The sequence below is a fragment of the Actinomadura sp. J1-007 genome (genome assembly GCF_009793335.1).
GTDB lineage: Bacteria > Actinomycetota > Actinomycetes > Streptosporangiales > Streptosporangiaceae > Spirillospora > Spirillospora yumaensis.
The window spans coordinates 6811447-6833318 of sequence record NZ_WING01000001.1 but is presented as its reverse complement, the minus strand read 5'-3'; the positions used below and the strand labels follow the sequence as shown (position 1 = coordinate 6833318).

The window sequence follows — 21872 nt, the reverse complement described above, 5'->3', positions numbered from 1 at the left end:
GCATGTTCGAGCGTTTCACCGCCGCCGCGAGGAACGCGGTCACCGAGGCCCAGAGCGTCGCCCGCGCCCTCGGCGACCGGCACATCGGCACCGAGCACCTCCTGATCGCGCTCCTCGACGGCGACGGCCCGGCGAACGCGGCGATGCGCGGACGCGGACTGACCGTGGAGAAGCTGCGCGGCCACCTGGCCCGGACGCGCGGCCGGGGCGGCGACCCCCTCGACCCGAGGCGCTGCGCGCGATCGGCATCGACCTGGACGCCGTACGGGAGGCCACCGAGGACAGCTTCGGCGAAGGCGCCCTCGACGCCCCGCCCGGACGGTTCCAGCGAGGCCGCCAGGGGCACATCCCGTTCACCCCGGACGCCAAGAAGTCCCTGGAGCTGAGCCTCCGCCAGGCGCTGCGGCTCAAGCAGAAGCACATCAGCGACGGCCACGTCCTGCTCGGCCTGCTCCAGGACCCGGGCTTCCTGTCCGCACGCCTGCTGACGGAGGCGGGCGTGGACATCCCCGCCCTGCGCTCCGACATCACCCACCTCCTCACCACCAACGCCGCCTGACCCGGTTACCCCCGCAGGACCCGGCCGTGATTACTTGGGTGGCATGTCCGAACTGCTGGAATCCCTGCGGGAGGCCCTCTCCTCCGACGCTCCTTCGGACGGAGCCCCGATGCCCGGGAACGGCTCCGCCCGCCTCGTCACCGACCCCGACGTGATCGCCTCCTACGCCCACGACGAGGCGCAGTGGGCGCCGTACGGGACGCCCGCCGCGCTCGTCCGGGCCGGGTCCGCCCGGGACGTCGCGCGCGTGGTCGAGGTCTGCGCGAGGCTCGGCGTCCCGGTGGTGCCGCGCGGCGCAGGGACGGGCCTGTCCGGCGGCGCCAACGCGCTCGACGGCTGCGTGCTGCTGTCGCTGGAGGCGATGGACGGGATCCTTGAGATCGACCCGGTGGAGCGGCTGGCGGTCGTCCAGCCGGGCGTGGTGAACGACGACCTGCGGCGTGCGTGCGCCGAGCACGGCCTGTGGTACCCGCCGGACCCGGCCAGCTCCCCCTGGTCCACGATCGGGGGAACGTCGCGACCAACGCCGGCGGCGTCTGCTGCGTCAAGTACGGCGTGACCCGCGACTACGTCCTCGCGCTGGAGGCGGTCGTCGGCCGCGGCGAGACCGTGCGCCTCGGCCGCCGTACGGCCAAGGGCGTCGTCGGGTACGACCTGTGCGGGCTGCTCGTCGGCTCGGAGGGCACGCTCGGCGTCGTCACCGAGATCACCGTCCGGCTGCGCGGCGCCCGCGCCCCCGAGCGCACGGTCGTCGGCTACTTCGACACGCTCCGGGACGCGGGCGCGGCGGTCGCCTCGGTCACCGCCGCGGGCGTCGTCCCGAGCGCCCTGGAACTGGTCGACCGGCACTGCCTCCAGGCCGTGGACCAGTGGCGCAACATGGGCCTGTCGGCCGACGCGAACGTCCTGCTGCTCGGCCGTTCGGACGCCCCCGGCGAGGCCGGGGAGGCGGAGGCCGACACGATGGTCCGCTGCTTCGAGGAGGCGGGCGCGACGTGGAGCGCGAGGTCGGCGGACGAGACCGAGGCGGAGGCGCTGTTCGCCGCCCGCCGCCTCGCCTACCCCGCGCTCGAACGCCTCGGGCCCGTCCTCACCGAGGACGTGTGCGTCCCCGCGCCCTCGTCCCCGAGATGCTCGCCCGCATCGAACGGGCCGGCGCCGAGCACGACACCCACATCGCCAACATCGCGCACGCGGGCGACGGCAACCTGCACCCGCTGATCATCGCCCCGGCCGGCGACGACGCCGCCCGCGTCCGCGCCCAGCGCGCGTTCGACCGCATCGTGGACGACGCGATCGCCCTCGGCGGCACCGTCACCGGCGAGCACGGCGTCGGCCTCCTGAAGCGCCGCGGCCTGCACGCCGAACTGGACCCGGCCGTCGTCGCCCTGCACCGCGCCGTCAAGAACGCCCTGGACCCCGCCGGAATCTTCAACCCCGGCAAGGTCTTCGGCCCCCAACGTGACCCGAACCTCACCCCTGGTGGTCGTTCAGCCAGGCCCGGATCAGCTCGTCGGACTCGGCCGTGAGCGGGCTGACGGACTGGCCCGTGTCGTCGAACACGACGCCGACCGGGGCCAGGTCGGGCACCCGCCCGCTGTAGAGCGCCTCCTTCTCGGGCATCCGCTCGTACGCGCCGGGCCGCCACCAGTACACCTGCGAGCTGATCGGCTTCTCTCCCGCCGCGGCGAGCTTCGCGGTGACGTCCTGGAGTGTGGCGATGGCCGTGAAGACGCTGTTGCCGCCGCCGATCGAGTGCGTCACCACGTACTCGGGCAGCGGGAACGACACCAGCGCCCCGTACGGCAGAGGCCCATCGACGTACCGCGCGAGGACCTGGACGTGCGCGCCGACGTAGCGGTGCCGCTCCCCGATCGTGACCAGCCGCACCTCGTCGGCGGCCTCCGCCGTGACGTGGTGCGGCTCGTCCTCGATCGAACGGGTCAGCGCCGCGCCGAACACCTCCTCCTCGCTCGTCCCGCCGAGATCGGCCCGGTTGAGCGGCATGATCGAGTCGGGATGGTCCACCACGACCGTCTGCAACAGCCCCGGCGCGAGCCGCCGCGTCACGAGCGCGGCCCGCATCTCCTCGTCGAACGCGGCCTCCGGGTAGAGCCGGACCCGCAGGTTCGCCGCGCCCCGCCCGCCTGCGCCGGCGCGGCGGCGTGCCGCCCGAACGCGGCGACGGCCTGGTCGGCGTACTCCCCCGCGACACGGGCCAGCTCCGACCGCGGACCGCGCTCGGCGTGGTCGCGCCAGCCCCGGATATCGGCCCGCGCCTGCGACCCGTCCGGCAGCACGACGCTGACCGTCCCAGGCTCGGGCAGCGCCGCCTGAAGCCCCCGCTGCGCGAACGCCTCCAGAAGTGCCGAGCCAACAATGTCGGATGTTTCATGTTCCATGGCCATGTACGACTCACCTGACCCCCACAAGTTCCCCCGCCCCGGAGCCCGCCGAATGCCCAGCGGACGAGGCCATCCGACGCCCAAGGCAGCCGACCGACGGACATTCGGACGGATCAGCGGGTGAACCGGCCGAGCGCGGCGATGCACGCCATGCGCCGCGCGGGATCGGTCGGGAAGCGCTGGACGCACGCCGCCCTGACCCACGCGGGCAGCGCGGGCGCCTTCGGCCTCTTCGGACGCGGCACGTGTGGCTTACGAACGTGTCGCGACGGCGCGCGCGTTCGCGGCGAGCCATGCCGGGGACGTTCCGGCGCGGAGGTGGCACCACGACGCCCCGGCTCCTTCCGTTTCGCCCGCGCTTTCGTGCCCGTACGCGCGCGCGTCGGCCGGGAGGACGCGCCGTTCCGCGGAACACCGGAAGCACTCGGGCTCGCCGCCCCGGCGCCCGTCAGACTGGGCGCCGGAGGCACGGACGGTGCCGGACGGGCCTCCCGGGACGTTCCGCCCGCGCCGGGCTCGGACGGGCCGGACGCCTCGACGGCGAGTCCGACCCGAACGCGACGATCGCGCTCAGCACCAGCGCGAGGACGACGCCGGGGCCGCGCCGGACACCGGCGAGCCCGCCGGAACGTCCAGCGGGCGCGGAACGGAGGTAGCCGGCTGGAGGCAGCGGGCGGGGTTCGCTGTTGCGCACCCCACGATGGTCACCGTCCGCGTCCGCCCGGACACCCGAACTCGACCGACCGTTGCCACCTCGCAACGTCCGAGCCGCAGCCCCCGCCCCCGACCGGACACGAGACCTGAGGCCCCTGCCGCCCCAGCCGCCCGCACCACGTCGTCACACCCGCACAAGAGAGGACAGCACTACCCACAGAAATCTAAGCGCCTACCGCCTCGTCCTCTTCACGAGCAAACGCAACGTCACCGCAAGGATGACCCCGACGATCAGCATGACGATCTGTATCGGGTGCATGGCACTCCTCTCCGACCGAGTCGAGCGTCAGCACCCTTGTCCCCCCGCAAACAGCCCTGACACCTCCGCCGACCAATGGGCCGTTGCTGCCCATTGTGCCGAGGCCAACGCCGATAACGCCCTCACCCACGCGACCAGGTGACCTCAGACGGCAACCAAACCGAACCACCCCGACCCGGCTTTTGGCGGCGCCCTGCCCCGACCATCGGGCCCAATCCCACCAACCGATCACCGGGCTCATGACAACGACTGGTTCGCCCTCAAAGCCAAGAGCGGGAATCAGCGCTTCTCTCTACAGAAGGTAGAGGACCACGCCCGAAAGGGCCGCTGCGCCAACAGCCACCACAAATCACCCCAGGTGCGCCTGCCGTACACGCCGTCGGCGATTGTTCTATGCGTGCCCGACTCCGACACACGTGCAGTAGCAGGCCGACGCCCTTGACGGCGACCATTACTTCCCTGTCGTCGACTCTTGTACCAGTCGCTGAACCTGGAGGTGTAGAAGATCTGCTTCAGCACGAGGGCGACGAGCAAGAGCGCCGCGACGATGATGGCTTCCCTCATGACGTGACCTCGCTCTTGGCTGGCCCGAAGAGGGTTCGATGGTTGCCCTGCCAGGGCGGTCGCCGGACCACTCATCCGTGCTAACGGTTTCTGCGCGGGCGTCTTACTACCCAGAAGATGCGGCCCGTGACCCCGAACGCGAGCACTCCGACCAGCAGGCAGGCCGTCGCGATGCTCCAGTCTCCGGCGGACACTCCGGTCCAGATCAGTGTCGCTTCGGTGATCGAGACGGTGCCGACGGCCACGATCGGGGCCACACCCTTGTAAAGCATGGAGCGTGGAGGACGAGGCGTTCTCTCTGATGACATCTTCTCTTCCCTCAAGGCAGCGTCAGGACGTTCTTCCCTAGGTACAGGCTGCTACCCACTCCGGGTGACGCACTCGGTGAGAGCGACGCCAACCGATTTCCCGCGCCAGCCGTTGTCGGCGGTGGTCTCGCCGTACGGCCCGTAGGTGTAGGCGGCCGTTGACATAGGGCACGATCCAGTATCGGACACACATATGCCGATCATTCATTACTATGGCGGCCGTGCCGTCGACGCGCGTACATAACCATTTTCAGGCCCAGGTACGCCAGCCAATAGCTGCTTAGTGTTCCGATGCCCATCACGATCTCTATGACAATGTTGCCGTTCGGCACCCATTCGGCGATGAACGCAATGAGAAGCAGAGTGAGCCCTACGGCGGCCAGCAGGAACCCAGTCATGAACAGACCGTATTTATAGGTGGGCATCAGTGCCGAGTCCGGCACGTCCCGCTTGGGGCGCCACAGGTCCACGATTCTGTCCTTTTCGTTGGGTGCCGAGTCGTTCGGTCAGCCAGCGGATTCACTCCGAGGGCCACAGCCGCCTCCACCGATCGCACAACCCCGGATGCGGCGACCCCCGCCAGAACTACGCCTCCACCGACGGCCCGACGGCAGACCGAAATCTCAATCCCAGAGCATTTCGCGTGATGGCAGTGCGCCCAGGTGGCCAGTTTCCGGGATTCGGCCAGGTAGCCGGGCGGGCGTTCGCAGGCGGTCCACTGTTCGTCGACGTCGGTCGGCGTGCCGTGCTCGTCGTCGCTGGCGACATCGAGCAGGTTGTCCCCGGTACAAGGCTCCGCCATCGGGAGCGGTCAACGAATGCGAGGAGCTCATTTCCCACAGAACCGGCGATCGCGCCAGGCTTCTGAGTCGTCGTGACACACAGACGAGTAGCCGTCTTACTTGGACGTATTAAGGCCCTCGCCTGCATCCGAGTGGTGACCGAGCACAGGCGGGGAGATCCAGGGGGTTCAGGGCGCATAGTTGCTCATTCGGAACGCGCTTTCGAGTTCCGCTTCTTGCGCCAAGAGAGGGCACCGTGCATGAAGCATATACCTAGGATGTTCGAGCCGACACCCACGATCAGGCATCCCCAGGCGATGCCCCAGTCGCCTTCTGCCATCCCTGTCCAAATTGACACTGAGGCGAGGACTAGGGCTATCCCAGCCACAAGGAACCAGAGAGACAGTTGGACGAGCGGACGTACGGAAAGGTGCTGGGATCTCTTGGGAGTCATATTGACCTCAAGTGGGAGCAAGGACGTTCTTGTCGAGATACATGCATGCTGCTGGCGACGCCAATGCGCAACCACCGACAGAGGTAGCCTCCTCGGCCACGGTGCCGTAGCCAGAGGCGAGAATCAGAGATTGGGCAGGCGGCAGGGAAGGGGGCGCGGCCACGGGCTCGGGAGGTGCTGCGGGTGCGGCGGTAACCGGCTGCGTGATCGGGCTGCACGGCGGTGGGCAGTTCCTGCTGGGTGCGGTGCTGGTGCTGCCGGCCGCGCGTCGCGGTGCGGGGGCGCAGACCTACGCGCCGGTGATGACCGCGACCGGTGGTTTGGTCTGCTTCTGGGGGAATAGCATGGTTCCGGTCATTCGAACCTGCGAGGCGTGACTCATGGGAACGGCACTCTTCATCGGCGTCGCGGTCTTCATGCTGGTGATCGTGGTGATCAGTTTCGTACGGATGCGCACTGGCGGGCCCGGCCCCGCGTTGAACTGGGTCCCGCCCCGCATGCGCCCCCGCGTCAACAGGCTCTATGCCAGCAAGGGCTGGGACGAGCCCTACGGTGCCGACGGGCGGAAGAAGAGCCCCGGACGCATCCTCTAGCCCCCATCGGGCTGGCCTCGGACGCCAAGAACGGCTTCGACCCTCGAAAGGCGACCTATGAGTTCGTACGGCGATGGAGTGCTGGCAGGCAACGGCCTGGGAAACAATCCGATACTGATCGGGATCATAGTCGTCCTCATGGTGCTCATCTTCGCGAGCTGGCTCTACAGCCTGCTCAAGAGGAAGCGCTAGAGCCATTCCCGCTCCTCTGAGTGCTCTTTCCAGTACCGGATATGAACTGTCCCGGCCCGATGGACTCGGCGCCGGGACAGTTCAGCTGGAACATGTCAGAGAGTTGCCTCTATCCCGACATTGCAGCCGTACTCGGTTCCGGTGGTGGCTCCGGCGTTCGCGCCCACATCGCCGGTCGCGAGATTGACCTCTCCCCCGCCGGTGACGCCCGGGCCACTGCACTGGGCGTTGCCGGTCACGGCGGACTCGACTTCTCCGGTGTTGGCGGTCACTTCAACGTCGACGCCTCCTTCGGGGCCGACACCCAAACCGGCGGTGGGGCTGATTCCGCCGTCCCCGAAAGCCACGCCGACACTGGCGCAGACGATGGCGCATCCGCCGACGCTGATCTTGTCGTAGATGGCTCCGGTGGGATCGGTGTTGTTGGTGGGGTCGTCGCCTGAGTACGTGTAGCGGTTGCCGTTCTTGGGGTTGCCGATGGTGTTGATGGCGTCTTGTTGGGTGAAGCGGCCTCGGCCGGTGTCGTAGAAGCGCTGGCCGAGTTTGACCAGTCCGGTGTTGGGTTCGTGGAAGCCGCCGGTGTAGCGGATGAGGTTGATGGCGGCTTGCCAGCCATTGTCGGCGGTGGTCTCGCCGTACGGCCCATAGGTGTAGGCGGCGGCCTGGGTGCCCGACGGGGAGACGATCGAGGTGATCGAGCCAAGGCCGTCGGTGCCGAAGGCATAGGAGTTGGAGTTGTAGGAATAGCCGATGGGGGTGCCGGTGCTGTCGTGGATCATCCACACCGACGTGCTGCCGTTGGTGTAGGAGACGATTCCGGCGCTGGTGCTGCCGGAACGTCCGTAGACGAGGCTGGCGCCCTTGGCGGTGACCATTTCGGATTGGTCGGAGCCCGCGTAGCCGAACGGGATCGTGGTGGTGCCCTTGGTGAACTGGGTGGTCTGCCCGGCGCCGTTGTAGGTGCCGTTGAGGCCGCCCGAGCCGGTGGTGGCGGTGAGGTTGCCCGCGGCGTCGTAGGACTCGCCGGAGGTGGTGGCCTGGTTGGCGGAGTTGTAGGTCAGCGACTGGGACTGGGTGCCATCGGTCGTGACGGTGGTGCGGTTGCCGCGCTGGTCGTAGTCGTAGGCGTAGTCGTGGCCGGCGGTGTTGGTGGCCTTGGTGAGGCGGTTGCCCTTGTCGTAGGTGTAGTCGCTGATGGTGCCCGACACGTTGTTCTTGGACCACTGGCGCAGGCCGGTGTCGTTGGACTTGCCGGTGTCGCAACTGGTCGCCGTTCCGCGCTTGGAGTAGCAGTACGAGACGTCCGAGACGATCTTGGAGTCGTCGTTCGCGCGCGAGGTGACGATCCGGGTGATGCGGCCGGAGTCGTCGTAGCTGTGCTTGGTGTGCATCGACCAGGCGGTGTCGGAGGTCTTGTTGAAGTAGGTGTGGGTGCGGTTGCCGTCGTCGTCGTAGTCGAACTCCCACTTCTTGCCGGCGTAGTCCGTCATGCTGGCCAGCAGGTTGCGGGTGGAGTGCACGTAGTGCAGGGTGCCGGCGGTGTTGAGCTGGTTGACCAGGTTGCCGGTCGGGTCGTACTGCCAGTCGATCTCGCCGCCACCGGAGGTGGAGTGGCGGGCGGCCAGCAGGTTGCGCTGGGTGTACGACCAGGTGGTGGTGCCGGTGGCGTCGGTGCGGAGTTTGAGGTTGCCGGCCTTGTCGTAGGTGTAGGTGACGGTCGGGGTGCCGTCGGAGTAGGCGATGGTCAGGACGCGGTCGTTGGCGTCGTAGGTGTAGGTGGTCTTCTTGCCGTTGCCGTCGGTGGCGGTGGCCAGCCGCCCGTACCCGTCGTAGGTGAAGGTCTTCTTCTTCAGGGTGTTGCCGGTCGGCGGTGTCACCGAGGTGAGCTGGTGGTTGCCGTCGTAGCCGTAGGTGGCCGAGTTGGAGCCGTTGCCCGGGTCGGTGGAGTCCTTGACGGTGCCGTCGGAGTTGTAGGACAGCTTGGCTTCGGCGGCCAGGGCGTTCTTGGCCGAGTTCAGGTTGCCGGGGCCGTCGTAGGTGAACGCGGTGGAGTTGCCCTGGGTGTCGGTGCCCGCCGAGGGCTGGTAGGCGGCGGTCGGGTTCTGGCTGGTGGGCGAGTTGCCGTAGGCGGCCGTTCCCGACGCGCCGGTCGGGGAGGCCGACTTGGTCTGGGACTCGCCGCCGTTGGCGCCGAAGGTGTTGGTGGTCATCCCCTGGTTGGCGTTCTCGTAGGAGGCGACGTCGCTGAACGGGGTGTAGGTCTTGGAACGGGTCTTGCCGGCCGGGTCGACGGTCTTGGTGACCCGATCGTTGGAGTTGAGCGTGTAGGTGGTGTGCGGAACGTCGGCGACGGGCTTGGACTGGTCGGTGTTGGGATCGGCGACCTGCGACTGGGTGTCGGAGGCGTACGCCAGCCGGGTCACCTGGCTGACCGACTCCCCGACGCGGGTCACCGACAGCACCCGATGGTTGCCGTCGTAGGCGAGCTGGGTGACCGCGCCCTTGCCGTTGGTGATGGAGTTCAGGTTCCCCGAGGCGTCGTAGCCGAACTTGGCGACCTCACCCGCGGGCTCCTGGACCTGGATCAGCCGGTTGGAGGTGTCGTAGCTGTAGGCCGCGATGCGGTTGCCGCCGCCCGCCTTGTCCTGGGTGTAGGAGTTGATGTGCTCGCCGTCGTACATGCCGACCTTGATGACCCGGCCGGACGTCTCGCCCTTGGGCTTGTAGGTGATCGTGGAGACGTTGCCCGAGGTGTAGCCGAAGTCGGTGGTGTTGCCGTTGCGGTCCTCGACCTTGGTCGGCAGCCCCGAGGCGTTGAAGTACGAATCGCTGCCGGAGCCGTGGTCGGTGTACTTCCAGCCGCCGCCGGACTGGTTGACCAGGTCGCCCTTGAACTCCTTGGGCGTGGAGTAGCCCGAACCGGAGACGGTGAACACCCCGGACGTGCCGTCCGGGCCGGTCATGGTGACCGAGTTGCCGCTGTTCTTGTACAGCCGCACGTCCTGGCCGAGCCGTGTACGCCAGCCGGGCGAGATGACGCCGGTGGCCACGTCGGCGGCGTGCAGCAGGCTGTTGTAGGCCGCGCCGACGGTCACGTTCCCGCCGATGCCCGGCAGCGACATGTCGGTGGTGCGCACCATCGCGTTCCCCGACCCGACGTTCACCTTCAGTTGCAGGTAGTCGGCCAGATTGAACGACAGGAACGTGCCGTTGCGCACCGGCCCGATCCCCACCGGCACCGACGCCGCCACAGCGGGCTTCGCCGCCGGACGGCCAGCGTTGCCCGCTCCCGACGGCGCACGGGCCGGGATCTTCGTCTTGGCCGGGTCACCGACCGTGCCCGGGCTGACCAGCCGCACCCCGGCCCGGTGGGACGGACCCAGCTTCGGGTTCGAGGCGTGGGGCGAGCCCAGCTCGGGATACAGATGCTGGAACCGGTACGGCCCGGCCGCGGCGGGCGCCTGGGCGTGGGCGGCGGCGGGCGTTGCCAGGCCGGTGAGGGCGAGCGCCGAAACGGCGACCCACACGACAGAACGTCTTAACACCAGGGATCTTCCTTTCCTTCGGGGCATTGTTCGACCAGTCGGCTCCTCGGCGGCCGCCCGAGACGCTTTTCCTTCGGGAAATGGGCAAGGCGAGGAGAATGAGCGGCGGTACTGCTGCGCCCGCGGGGAAGGCGAAATATCCGGGAGGGGGAAAGCTCCCGGTTAACGGTCGGGGGACGGGCCCGGACGAGGCGTCGTCGGGTCGGCCGGAGGCTCCAGGAGCAGGGCGCATTCCTCACACGCCCGTACCGGGGAGGAGGCCGACGAGACGCCCACCGTCAGGGCGGGCAGCGGGAAGCGCTTGTCACACACCACGCACGCCAGCCCGTCTTCCTGGAGCCGGTTCAGGTGGGCGGAATCAAAGACCAGCACACAACTCGCAAAGGCTCAGGCGGGGAGCGGACAAGGAATGCGTCGATCACGTCTTACCGGTGAGCACGACCGACTTTTGCCAGGTGGCAAACAATCACAGGAGCGATGATGCAGGATCCGACCCGTACAGTAAAGACCATTTTCTGTTACAGTTCATGACGGAAAGTGATCAGTCGCTCCGTGCCCTCCGAACGGGTGGCGGTGACATCCGCCGCTCCGTCGTCTACAGTTCTGAGTGAGTGCCCACTCAACAACGGTGGCTCTCCCGGATGGTCCGCGGGCTTGACCTCAAGCGCGGTCGAGCCCGCAGACTCGGAGGGAGCCGACAACGAGGAAGGTCATCCGATGCCCGCCGTTCTCGACCACATCATCGTCCCGGCCACCGACAAGCACGCCTCCGCCTCGTTCCTCGCGGGAATCCTCGGCCTGGTGCCCGCGCCGCAGTACGGGCCGTTCATCCCGGTCAAGATCTCCAACGGGGTGACGATCGACTTCATGGACGCCGCGGGGTTCCACCCGCACCACTGCGCGTTCCTGGTCAGCGAGGACGAGTTCGACGCGATGTTCGCCCGCGTCAAGGAGGCGGGCTGCGGCTACCACGCCGACCCCGGCGGCGGCCGTCCCGGCGAGATCAACACCCGCGACGGCGGCCGGGGCGTCTACTTCCCCGACCCGGACGGCCACAGCATGGAACTCCTCACCGTCCCCTACGGCGGCTGGCCTTCCTGACCCCCCGACCACACGAGCCACGGGCCAGAGGTCCAAGCCGCGGGGTGGGGGACTCCGGGGCGCTGGGCGTCCTGGCCCTGGCCCGTGGCGGCTCAAGGCGCGCGGGCCGGGCCTCGCAGCCGCAGTACGCGCTTCGCGGCGTACGACATGCAACGCACGGCCCGCCCCGGGGTGCGCGGCGTCCCGCACGGGCGTTCAGCGCGCGGGATCCCGCACGGGCGCCCAGCCCCAGCGTCCAGCGTGGGCGTTCAGCGCGGGCGTCCAGCACGCGCGCCCAGCGCAGGCGTTTAACGCGCGGCGTCCAACACGGGCGCCCAGCACGCGGTGCCCAACAGGAGCGCCCAGAGCGCGCGGCTAGCGCAGGCGTTCAGCGCGCGGACCTTACGGGCCGGCACGGCGGGAGCGCGGCCGGGGGCAGAGGCGTTGGACGCCGTGGCCTGCGACGGCCTCGCGGCGCGCGGCCTGGGTTAGAGGCGGTTGATGGAGGTTACGCGGATCTCGGCCTGGCCGGACTGGTCGGAGCCGGCGAGGTCGACCTCGGCATCGATGCCCCAGTCGTGGTCGCCCGCCGGGTCGTGGAAGACCTGGCGGACGCGCCACAGGGCGTCCTCGGGGACCTCCTCGATCTGCAGCAGTTTCGGGCCGCGCGCGTCCGGGCCGGTCAGCAGCTCGTCGTGCTCCTCGTAGTAGGCGTCCATGGCCTCGCGCCAGCCGTCCGCGCCGAGGTCGGGGTCCAGCTCGCCGAGCTCGGCGTAGCGTTCGAGCGCGGCGAGCTCGACCCGCCGGAACAGCGCGTTGCGCACGAGGACGCGGAACGCGCGGGCGTTGGCGGTGACCCTTGTGACGCGCTCCTCGATCACCTCGTCCGGGTCGTCGGACGGGTTGGCGAGCTGCTCCCACTCGTCCAGCAGGGACGAGTCGACCTGCCGGACCAGTTCGCCGAGCCACTCGATCAGGTCGATCAGGTCGTCGGTCTTGATCGACTCCGGGACGGTCTGCTGGAGCGCCTTGTAGGCCCCCGACAGGTAGCGCAGGACGAGGCCCTCGCCGCGCGCCAGCTCGTAGTACCCGATGTACTCGGTGAACGTCATCGCCCGCTCGTACATGTCGCGGACGACCGACTTCGGGCGCAGCGGGTGGTCGCCCACCCACGGGTGCCCGGCCCGGTAGATCTCGTACGCGGCGTCGAGCTCCTCCTCCATCGGCTTCGGGTAGTCGACGTCCTGGAGCAGCTCCATCCGCTCCTCGTACTCGATGCCCTCGGCCTTCATCTCCTGGACGGCCTCGCCGCGCACCTTGTTGAGCTGGGCGGCGAGGATCTGGCGCGGGTCGTCCAGGGTCGCCTCGATCACCGACAGGACGTCGAGCGCGTACGACGGGGAGGACGGGTCCAGGATCTCGAACGTGGCGAGCGCGAACGTGGACAGCGGCTGGTTGAGCGCGAAGTCGTCCTGGAGGTCGACCGTGATCCGGGCGTACCGGCCCTGCTCGTCGGGCTGTTCCAGCGTTTCCACGACGCCGCCCGCCAGCAGCGAACGGTAGATCGCGATGGCGCGGGAGATGTGCCGGCGGCGGGCGGCGGGCTCCTCGTGGTTGTCGGTGAGCAGCCGCTTCATCGCCTCGTAGGCGTTGCCGGGACGGGCGATCACCGACAGCAGCATCGCGTGGCTGACCTGGAACCGGGAGCGCAGCATCTCCGGCTCGGCGGTCTGGAGCTTGGTGAAGGTGTCCTCGTCCCAGCCGACGAAGCCCTCCGGCGGCTTCTTGCGCTGGACCTTGCGGCGCTTCTTCGGGTCGTCGCCGGCCTTGGCGAGAGCCTTCTCGTTCTCGACCACGTGCTCGGGGGCCTGCGCGACGACGAACCCGACCGTGTCGAACCCGGCGCGGCCCGCCCGCCCGGCGATCTGGTGGAACTCGCGGGCCCGCAGCCGCCGCACCCGGTGCCCGTCGTACTTGCTGAGCGCGGTGAAGACCACCGTGCGGATCGGGACGTTCACGCCGACGCCGAGGGTGTCGGTGCCGCAGATGACCTTGAGCAGCCCGGCCTGCGCGAGCCGTTCGACGAGCCGCCGGTACTTGGGCAGCATCCCCGCGTGGTGGACGCCGATCCCGTGCCGGACGAAGCGCGACAGGTTGCGGCCGAACTTCGTGGTGAAGCGGAAATGGCCGATCAGCTCCGCGATCCGGGCCTTCTCCTCCTTGGTGCACACGTTGATGCTCATCAGGGACTGGGCCCGTTCAATGGCAGCCGCCTGCGTGAAATGAACCAGGTAGACGGGGGCCTTCTGCTCGGCGAGCAGTTCCTCGATGGTCTCGTGGAGCGGCGTGACCCGGTAGTCGTAGATGAGCGGGACGGGCCGTTCAGCAGAGGTGACCAGCGCGGTCGGACGGCCCGTGCGCCGCGTCAGGTCCTTCTGGAAGAACGAGACGTCGCCCAGCGTCGCCGACATCAGCAGGAACTGCGCACGGGGCAGCTCCAGCAGGGGGATCTGCCAGGCCCAGCCGCGTTCGGGCTCGGCGTAGAAGTGGAACTCGTCCATGACGACCACGCCGACGTCGGCGTCGGCGCCGTCGCGCATCGCGATGCTGGCGAGCACCTCGGCGGTGCAGCACACGATCGGCGCGTCCGCGTTCACCGAGGCGTCGCCGGTCATCATGCCGACGTTCTCCCGGCCGAACATCTCGCACAGGTCGAAGAACTTCTCCGACACCAGGGCCTTGATCGGCGCGGTGTAGAAGCCGACCTGGTCCTTGCCGAGCGCCGCGAACAGCGCGCCCGCCGCGACCAGGCTCTTGCCCGACCCGGTCGGCGTCGACAGCACCACGTTGGCCCCGGAGACGACCTCGATCAGCGCCTCCTCCTGCGCGGGATACAGCGTGATCCCGCGCCCCGACACCCACCGTTCGAACGCCTCGAACAGCGAATCGGGCCCGACATCGTCACCGGAGGGAAGCTCATCGATAAGGCTCACCCCTCCATCCTGCCCGTGATCGCCCCCTGCCCGTACCACAGGCCCCTGACCGCTCCCCTGACCGGAGTGCGCTAATCGCGCAAAATGCCCGACGCGTCCCTATAGGCTCGCGGTCCCATCGTGATCACCTGAAGGACGCCGGATGAACCCCGACGATCACCAGGCCCCTCCTCCCGCCCGTCCGGACCCCGCACCGCAGGCCCCCGAACCGTCCAGCCCCCCGACCCCGAAAGCACGGACGCCGGCGCGCCACCCCCTCCGCCGAACGACCCGTGGCCCTCCCCGACCGACGACCGAAACGCCCCACAGGGGCCGGGCACCCCGCAGGACTCGGGCGAACGGGGGGCGTTCAGCGGCCTGGAGGAGTTCAGCGGCGCGCAGGGGTTCACAGGCCCGGAGGCACCCGGCGGACCGCAGGGCTCCGACGATCCGCAGGGGCCGGGCGCCCCGCAGGGGTCCGGTGCCCCGCAGGGGTCAGGTTCCCCGCAGGACTCGGGCGAACGGGAGGCGCTCAGCGACCTGGAGGAGTTCAGCGGCGCGCAGGGGTACACGGGGCCTGAGGCACCCGGCGGACCGCAGGGCTCCGGCGCCCCGCAAGGGCCCGGCAGCCCGCAGGAAACCGGCGGAACGCTGTGGCCCGGCAGCCCAGAAGGGGGCGACGGACCACAGGGGCTCGGCGGATCGGAGGGATACAGCAGGTCGGACGGGCGCGCCGGACCGGAAGAGTTCAGCAGGCCGGACGGGGGCGGCGGACCGGAAAAGTTCAGCAGGCCGGACGGGGGCGGCGGACCGGAAAAGTTCAGCGGGCCGGACGCGGGTGGCGAGCGTCAGGGGTTTGCCAGTCCGGCCGGGCCTCCGCTGTACGGGGCGGAGCCGCGCTGGGCCTCTCCTTCCGATGCTTCCGATGCTTCCGATGCTTCCTGGGGGCCGTGGGACACCGGGGCGGCGGGGCCGTGGGGGTCCGATCAGGGCGGCGGTCCCGGAACGCAGCAGGTCGGCGGGTGGAGCTGGGGCCCAGGCGCGCCACAGGGGATGCCGCAAGGGATGCCGCCGGGAATGCCCGGCGCGTGGCCCGCGCCAGGCGGGCCGAAGCGGCGGAACACCGGGCTGATCGTCGGGCTGGCGATCGCGGGTGGACTTGTTCTGGTGGCGGGCGGCGTGGGCGGCGGCGTCGCGTTGACGTCCGGTGACGGCGAGGAGAAGAAGGGCGCGGAGGCGGGCGCGCCGTTTCCGACGGCGACGGGCCCGGTGATCCCGGACGTACCCGCGCCGTCCTCGCCGCCGTCCGTCAAGCCCACCGAGCCGCCCCGCACGCTCAAGCTGCCGAAGTCGGTCGCGGGGTACCGGCAGGAGAACGGCAGCGTGGCGCGGCGGCTGGTGGCGGAGATGCGCAGGGACATGGCGAAGTCGGGCGGCCTGCTGGGCAAGCGGACCGCCAAGGCGGCCAAGGCAGCGCTCTACTCGGACGGCGGCGGCAACACCGTCGTCTTCGTCGGCTACCAGCTGTCCACGCTGTCGCTCACCGGGGAGGACGTCCCCGAGAACCCGTCGTCGATCGTGGACGGCGTGCTGCTCGGCTCGAACGTGTCGAACGACAGGCGCTACCCGGCAGGGAGGCTCGGCGGCGTCCTGCGGTGCGGTAAGGGCGGCGACAAGTCCGGGTTCTCGGCCGCGGTGTGCGCGTGGGCGGACTCCTCCGTCCTCGGGATGGTCCTGGCGCCCGACCTGTCGCCGAAGCGGCTCGCGCCGTTCACCCTCAAGTTCCGGAACGCGGCGGAGCGCTGAGCGGCGAGCTGTCAGAACGGCGCGGGGTCGGGGCGGGCGATTCCGCACTGCGGTGAGTGTCGCGGCGCGGCCGGAAGGTCGATCGTTGGCGCACGCCGTCGCGAAGGAGAAGCCGATGCCGTACCGCGTCCTGTGCGTCCCCGTACTGGCCCTGACGCTGGGAGCCGCAACCGCCACCGCGGCCACCGCCGCGCAGGTCCCCGCGGTCGCCCGCGCTGGCGAACGAGTGGAGACGCCCGTCGCCGGAAGCTCGCCGATCACCGACGTGAACGAGTCGGTGGTACGGGTCAGGGCCCCGCTGCCGGCCTCCGCTGGACCGCGTCCCGAGGCGTGCGACTGGCTGTCCTACCTGCGGTTCCGGCACAAGGACGGGCCCGCGGGCAGCGCGGACGCCGACAGGATCATGGTGGCGCAGCCGGGCGTGCTGGAGGGGGCCGGGGCGTTCGACGGCGTGGCACGCAACACGATCGTCGAGGCGGCGAAGAAGGGCAGGCACGTCGAGTTCTGGGCGCTCGACCGGCGTTCCAACTGCCTGGAGGACGGCACCGGTGTGCGGGCCGGGCTCGCCGCGCGCGACGCCCATCTCGCCGTCGATTACTACTACCGGAACAAGGAGGTAGAGGGACGCAGGTTCGCCGGCTATCTGGGCAACGACCAGGTCGGCTTCCTCCAGAACGTGGGGCTTGAGCAAACCGTTCGCGACCAGTACGACTTGCTCGCAAGGGAACTGCCGGACCAGGCAGTGCGTAAACGCAAGGTGCTGTGCGGCGGCCATTCCCTGGGCGGAATCCTCACCGGCTATTTCGCCCAATGGGATTTCGACGGGAACCGTTCAACCACCTCGGACGCCGGCTACAACCAGTGCTCCGGCTACTTCGCGCTCGACACCCGCATCTCCACGTCGCTGCCCGGAATGGACGGCCAGGTCCCGACCGAACTCGTCCCGCTCATCCGGTTCGGAGCCCAGGCGGTGAAGATCGGCCTTGAGTACGGCGTGATCCCGCGCACCCTTTCCGGTCCGGCGCTCATCAACAGCGAGACGATGAACCTGCTGTCGATCGCGGGCCTCGCCGCGCGCCTCTCCCCCACCGGCCGGTCCGACCTCGCGACCTACATCCCTTCCAGCTTCAACACCGACACGACGTACCGGCTGCTGTTCTCGAAGGACTACCCGACGTTCCTCAAGGGCTCGCCCACCGTGAAGGACTTCGGATTCACCAACGCCGCGGCGCTCGGCGGTCTCTTGGACGACAATTCCGAGCCCCTCGCGTTCCTCCAGACAAGCGTCGGCTTCTTCGACGGGGGCCGGATCGTGGACAAGGAGTTCCCGCTTCCGAACGAGCTGTCCGGCGGGCTCGGCTCCCTTCTCGGTACGGAGAAGAAGGCGATCCCCGACGAGCCGAACGGCCCGCTGTACTCGTGGCGCAATTACGACGACGTCGGCGGCCTTCCGCACCGTTCGAAGGACGGAAAGCCGTTCACGACGCCCGCCAAGGAGGTCACCGACATCGCCCAGCTCGCGCGCAGCCTCTCCGAGCATCCCCTCGATTTCACCGAGCACTACTTCCCGACCAAGCTCGTGACGGACATCGCGCTCGCCGCGTCCCCGGGAATCGCCGACGACGCCGTTCACAGCGGCGGTATCAAAGCCAACCCGACACTCAACCTGGAGGCCGGCGACGGCCTCGGCGCCAGGAACCCGCAGCCCGGCGACGTCATCGCTCCCGGCTATCAGCATCTCGACGTCCTGACCGCCTCACCCGTCCAGAACAACGGAAAGCCCGAGCCCATCTCCCTCAACCTCGCCACCTTCGCGACCCACTGATCCCGCGACGCCGCCCACCAAACGAGACCACCACCACCTTCTCCAAGGATCGGCGCGAGCGCCCGCGACCAGGCGACGATGTCGTTCCGCAGGGGAGTGCTCGGTGGACAAGCGGTTGCACAGGTGGCGGCTCGTCGTCCGTGGCATGCGTGCCCGGCTCAGATCAGACGATCCTGAGCCGGGCCCGCGTTCCGACTGCCGGTCAGTTCACCGTGCTGGCGAACACGCCGGGCTCGTAGGAGCCGCCCTGGTTGTGCACGATCACGTTCATCCGGGTGGCGGCGTTGATCAGGGAGACCAGGCAGACCAGCACGCCGACCTCATCGTCGTCGTAGTGCTTGCGCACCTCGGCCCAGGTCTCGTCGGACACGCCGCGGTCGCCGAGCAGGGTGCCCTCCTCGGCGAGCGCCAGCGCCGCCCGCTCGGCGTCGGTGAACACGGTGGTGTGCCGCCAGGCGGCGACGAGGTTGAGCCGGAGCGCGCTCTCACCGGCGGCCGCGGCCTCCTTGGTGTGGACGTCGACGCAGAAGCCGCAGCCGTTGATCTGGCCGACCCGCAGCTCCACGAGTTCCCGCAGGGACTTGGGCAGCGTCGACCCGTCCAGGGCCGCCGCGGCGGTGTAGAACCGCTTGGCGACCTTCGCGGCGGTCGGGCTGTCGAGCAGGTTGAAACGAGGGCCCATGATGCTTCCTCACTGTGTGCTGGTCACCGCGTCCGCAGAACTCCCGGCAGCGCGTCGCGGACCATGATGGACGATACGTACCGTATCGATTCGAGGATGACGGCACACACCGGCCTTTGTCAACGGTACGTCCCGTATCGCTAGGATGGAGGGCATGGTCAAGGCACCGAACGCACCGCGCCGCAGGGAGAGCAGTCGCCTGGCGGTCCTCACCGCGACCCGGGAGCTCTGCGAGGAGAACGGCTACGGCCGGCTGACCATCGAGGCCATCGCCGCCCGGGCCGGAGTGAGCAAGATGACCATCTACCGGTGGTGGCCGTCCAAGGGCGCCGTCGTCCTGGACCTCATCGACGAGGCCGCGGCCGTCACCGCCGACCCGCCCGACACCGGCGATCTGGCCGCCGACCTGCACACCCAGCTGTCCGAGGTCATCAACCTGCTCACGCCGCAACCCACCTCCCCGGTCACCGGGGTGATCACCGAGGCGCAGTACGACCCCGACCTCGCCCGCGCCCTGCGCGAACGCCTGATCGAACCACGCATCGCCAAGTTCAAGGACCGGCTACGCCGAGCACAGGAGCAGGGGCAACTGCCCGTCGACGCCGACTTCGACGTCGCCCTCGACCTGCTGTTCGGCCCCATCTACCACCGCCTCGCCCTCCACCTCGGCATGCCCGACCCCGATTACCTCGACACGCTCATCACCCACGTCCTGCGCGCACTGAACCCACCCCCTCACCGCCTTGACGGTGCGGCCACCGCTTGAGCGGCAGCATTCACAAATCACGGCGTTGAGGACCGGCAGCCCCTGCGGGATGCAGACTGCCCGGCACGCTCCCCCGTCACCAAGCGCGCCCTGGCCAGCGGCTCGCGACGGAGGGTCGTCCGTCGCGTTGCCATGGGCGGTCAGGTACCGGAAGCCGACACCTGCAAATCCCTCGCCGCCGGGAGCGCCCGTGCTTCGGAGGGGAGCGTTTCCAGAATCTGGGAGACCAATTGCCGCATGGCCATCACTGGTTGTGGCCGGCCGCTGAGTGATGTGACGGCCAGGTCCAGCCCCTCCCGTACTTCACGTCCCCTGATCAGGTCCATGGAGCGCATGAGACGGAGATTGGTAAGGGGCGCCATCGCCGTAGTGGGGTAAAGCATTTCGGCATTCTCTATCGCACTGGACGTTTTTTTGCCGCCGAAGGTCGTCCGAACGTATGCCTCATTCCATTGCAATTGACTTTCTTGGAACTCCAGAACGGAGGGTTCACTGGAAGTGCGAGGCAGGCGTTCGAAGGTGTTCTTGAGCATACGAAGGCTCTCGTTCGCCCTGGCCTGGTCGCCATTGAAGGCGGCCATGTACGCACCGGCAGCGTAGGCGCGCGCGAGTCCCGATGATGGCACATCATTGGCAATTTCGACGGCCTCATCGACCATAGTCATCACAGTGCCGTACGAGCTCCCGGCCCACGTTGCATTTTGTGCGGCTCTGCCACGGACCCACACGCGCAGCATTCGATCGCCTGATGCATCAGCAGCTTGGCGTGCTGTGTGCCAAGTCCGTCGTGCCGCACGGTCATCGCCCATGTTGCTGAGTGTTTCGGCCAGGACTCCGGACAATCCGGCACTGACACGCAGCAGCCCGGCCTGGTCGCGAGGCGGACGACCTTGCTTGAGCAATTCGCCCACGGCGACCAGATCGGCGGTCAGGGCAGGTATGAGTACCTCGAACGGCCTCCTATAAAGCTGGTGGCCGTAGTCGTAGGCAATTCGCTCCCATTCCTCAATATCACTACTGAGGCAAAGGACACGGTCGATGCCCGAGAGCAACTCCTCCAGGACGCCGGGCGGGACAGTGACCCCGGCGCCGAGGGCGGTGATGAGTTGTAGTGCCGCGCGGCGTTTCACATCGTCGTCCCCCTGGTCGGGAGTAGCGCTTTGATCCACGGTACCCACAGGGCCGGGGAACAGTTCGTCGCGGGGGATGTCATAGGTGATCGCGTACGCCTTGGCCCACGTGATCGGCACGACGTCGCCTCGCTCGTGGTGGACGATCTACCGGGCAAGCCCCTTGACCTCGCTGGTCGGGTGACGGGTGATCCCCACCGCTTCCCGAAGGCGACGCGCGGCCCCGAACGGCCCCCACCCGCGCGCCTGCCGTTCGGCTTGCAGCCGAACGGCCCACTCAGGGCGCTGCTGCCGGGACATCACATGCACCCTTCGCCGGAACGAGATGGCGGTCCCGGTGGGGCTTCCCCACCCGTTACGCCATTGTGCGTGTTCCACGTCGCGTGCGCAGGGCTTTGACTTGTCCGCAAGCGGGGCGCGGACCCAGCCACCGAAATTCCCGAGTGGTCCGACAATCCTCATCCGGGCCCGCGTCCCGCTCACCAGAGACAAGGCGGCCCCGGGCCGGTGCGCGAACACCGGCGGTTCCGGGGCCTTGACCGGAAGAAAGGTTCCGGCCCATGACCGATCGTAGGGCGAACACACGTCCAGAAATAACGGGAATTCGGCGATCCTGGACCGATCCGCCGTCGCTGTATTCCTGGGACGTCACGTCAGGTGCCGGCGGGGTGACCGACGACGAGGACCGCGCCCGCCGCCACGTGGGCGACGAACTGGCCGACGCGCCGCCCGGGACGCGGGGCGTGGTGCGCAGGGTCGGGCTGGCCGGGCTCTCCGGCCGTGTCTACGCCGACCTCGGGACGGTCGCGACCGCCCGGCGGGACGAGTCGTCCGGCGCGGTGGTGTGGGGCTGATGGACGCCGCAACCCAAGCCGCTCTGCACGCGCTGCGTCAGGACTTCCCCGAGTGGTGGATCGGATGGAAGGACAGCTACCCGGCGTGGGACGCCACGCACGAGATCGACCTGTACTGGAGCGGCGGGATCCTGCATGTGCAGGCGTCCACCCCGGGGATGCTGCGGGCTCTGCTGCTGGACGCCCGGGTCGCCAACGCCAGGTGCCCGGCGAGGCGGTGAGCGTGGGCGCGCACCGGGTGCCGACATCCCTCCCCCGGACACGGCGGTTCGAACCGGTGCGCGTCCGCTTCAGCGCCGTACGGCCGACTGAGCTTCCCCCGCCGGAAGCGTGTGACAGGCGGCCGTACGGCCCAAACCCCGGGGCGGAGAGGCGGCTGGGG

General features: G+C 69.1%; 19 protein-coding genes and 1 pseudogene. 11 read left to right on the top strand and 9 right to left on the bottom strand.

The window, feature by feature from the left end; all coding sequences use genetic code 11:
* Nucleotides 1-2 precede the first annotated feature (2 nt).
* The 3 genes and pseudogenes from GEV43_RS31025 (at nt 3) to GEV43_RS31020 (ending at nt 2088) form a co-directional block, all read left to right on the top strand.
* Nucleotides 3-386, top strand: coding sequence for a Clp protease N-terminal domain-containing protein (locus GEV43_RS31025; protein ID WP_206681341.1), 384 nt, complete (start codon nt 3-5; stop codon nt 384-386).
* Nucleotides 347-559, top strand: a complete 213-nt coding sequence (locus GEV43_RS55295) for a Clp protease N-terminal domain-containing protein (RefSeq protein WP_309240056.1) — start codon at nt 347-349, stop codon at nt 557-559. The genes GEV43_RS31025 and GEV43_RS55295 overlap by 40 nt, the downstream gene beginning before the upstream one ends.
* Nucleotides 560-668: 109 nt before the next feature.
* A pseudogene (locus tag GEV43_RS31020) lies at nt 669-2088 on the top strand (FAD-binding oxidoreductase).
* Here GEV43_RS31020 and GEV43_RS31015 read toward each other — a convergent pair.
* The 5 genes from GEV43_RS31015 to GEV43_RS31000 form a co-directional block, all read right to left on the bottom strand.
* On the bottom strand, nt 2033-2644 hold the full coding sequence (locus GEV43_RS31015; protein WP_160823703.1) for a hypothetical protein: 612 nt from the start codon (nt 2642-2644) through the stop codon (nt 2033-2035). The pseudogene GEV43_RS31020 and the gene GEV43_RS31015 sit on opposite strands and share 56 nt — an antisense overlap.
* Nucleotides 2626-2967 (bottom strand): hypothetical protein, encoded by a 342-nt coding sequence (locus tag GEV43_RS31010; protein ID WP_160823702.1) that lies wholly within the window; start codon nt 2965-2967, stop codon nt 2626-2628. The genes GEV43_RS31015 and GEV43_RS31010 overlap by 19 nt, the downstream gene beginning before the upstream one ends.
* Nucleotides 2968-3077: 110 nt before the next feature.
* On the bottom strand, nt 3078-3209 hold the full coding sequence (locus GEV43_RS54090) for a hypothetical protein (RefSeq protein WP_302931086.1): 132 nt from the start codon (nt 3207-3209) through the stop codon (nt 3078-3080).
* Nucleotides 3210-4581: 1372 nt separating this feature from the next.
* Complete coding sequence (locus tag GEV43_RS31005) at nt 4582-4773, bottom strand: hypothetical protein (protein WP_160823701.1); 192 nt, start codon at nt 4771-4773, stop codon at nt 4582-4584.
* 236 nt (nt 4774-5009) lie between these two features.
* Entirely contained in the window at nt 5010-5279 is a 270-nt protein-coding gene (locus tag GEV43_RS31000; RefSeq protein ID WP_160823700.1) for a hypothetical protein, read from the bottom strand.
* Nucleotides 5280-6248: 969 nt separating this feature from the next.
* On the opposite strand from GEV43_RS31000, the gene GEV43_RS30995 reads away from it, so the two are divergent.
* Both GEV43_RS30995 and GEV43_RS30990 read left to right on the top strand, forming a co-directional pair.
* The gene (locus GEV43_RS30995) at nt 6249-6422 is read left to right on the top strand and encodes a hypothetical protein (protein WP_160823699.1); all 174 of its coding nucleotides are present in this window, start codon (nt 6249-6251) and stop codon (nt 6420-6422) included.
* Nucleotides 6423-6425: 3 nt separating this feature from the next.
* A complete protein-coding gene (locus GEV43_RS30990) occupies nt 6426-6638 on the top strand; it encodes a hypothetical protein (RefSeq protein WP_160823698.1) in 213 nt (70 codons plus the stop codon).
* A 287-nt stretch (nt 6639-6925) separates the two neighbouring features.
* Here the strand turns inward: GEV43_RS30990 and GEV43_RS54085 are convergent, their stop codons facing one another.
* Nucleotides 6926-10375: an RHS repeat-associated core domain-containing protein gene (locus GEV43_RS54085; RefSeq protein WP_160823697.1), complete on the bottom strand. Its 3450-nt coding sequence runs from the start codon at nt 10373-10375 to the stop codon at nt 6926-6928.
* A gap of 717 nt (nt 10376-11092) precedes the next feature.
* On the opposite strand from GEV43_RS54085, the gene GEV43_RS30980 reads away from it, so the two are divergent.
* Nucleotides 11093-11476 (top strand): VOC family protein, encoded by a 384-nt coding sequence (locus tag GEV43_RS30980; RefSeq protein ID WP_160823696.1) that lies wholly within the window; start codon nt 11093-11095, stop codon nt 11474-11476.
* A gap of 467 nt (nt 11477-11943) precedes the next feature.
* Here GEV43_RS30980 and GEV43_RS30975 read toward each other — a convergent pair whose 3' ends face one another.
* Nucleotides 11944-14448, bottom strand: coding sequence for an RNA helicase (locus GEV43_RS30975; protein ID WP_160823695.1), 2505 nt, complete (start codon nt 14446-14448; stop codon nt 11944-11946).
* A gap of 1056 nt (nt 14449-15504) precedes the next feature.
* On the opposite strand from GEV43_RS30975, the gene GEV43_RS30970 reads away from it, so the two are divergent.
* Complete coding sequence (locus GEV43_RS30970; protein WP_206681340.1) at nt 15505-16233, top strand: hypothetical protein; 729 nt, start codon at nt 15505-15507, stop codon at nt 16231-16233.
* 115 nt (nt 16234-16348) lie between these two features.
* Nucleotides 16349-18058 carry a hypothetical protein gene (locus GEV43_RS30965; protein ID WP_241683106.1) on the top strand — a complete coding sequence of 570 codons (1710 nt, stop codon included), beginning with the start codon at nt 16349-16351 and terminating at the stop codon, nt 18056-18058.
* Between the two features lie 202 nt (nt 18059-18260).
* On the opposite strand, the gene GEV43_RS30960 is transcribed toward GEV43_RS30965, so the two are convergent.
* Complete coding sequence (locus GEV43_RS30960) at nt 18261-18740, bottom strand: carboxymuconolactone decarboxylase family protein (protein WP_160823693.1); 480 nt, start codon at nt 18738-18740, stop codon at nt 18261-18263.
* 154 nt (nt 18741-18894) lie between these two features.
* On the opposite strand from GEV43_RS30960, the gene GEV43_RS30955 reads away from it, so the two are divergent.
* The gene (locus GEV43_RS30955; protein WP_160823692.1) at nt 18895-19506 is read left to right on the top strand and encodes a TetR/AcrR family transcriptional regulator; all 612 of its coding nucleotides are present in this window, start codon (nt 18895-18897) and stop codon (nt 19504-19506) included.
* Nucleotides 19507-19646: 140 nt separating this feature from the next.
* On the opposite strand, the gene GEV43_RS30950 is transcribed toward GEV43_RS30955, so the two are convergent.
* A complete protein-coding gene (locus tag GEV43_RS30950) occupies nt 19647-20756 on the bottom strand; it encodes an XRE family transcriptional regulator (protein WP_160823691.1) in 1110 nt (369 codons plus the stop codon).
* A gap of 548 nt (nt 20757-21304) precedes the next feature.
* Between GEV43_RS30950 and GEV43_RS30945 the strand changes: the two genes are divergently transcribed.
* Complete coding sequence (locus GEV43_RS30945) at nt 21305-21490, top strand: hypothetical protein (RefSeq protein ID WP_160823690.1); 186 nt, start codon at nt 21305-21307, stop codon at nt 21488-21490.
* Nucleotides 21490-21711, top strand: a complete 222-nt coding sequence (locus tag GEV43_RS30940; RefSeq protein ID WP_160823689.1) for a hypothetical protein — start codon at nt 21490-21492, stop codon at nt 21709-21711. The genes GEV43_RS30945 and GEV43_RS30940 overlap by 1 nt, the downstream gene beginning before the upstream one ends.
* The last annotated feature ends 161 nt before the right edge of the window (nt 21712-21872 follow it).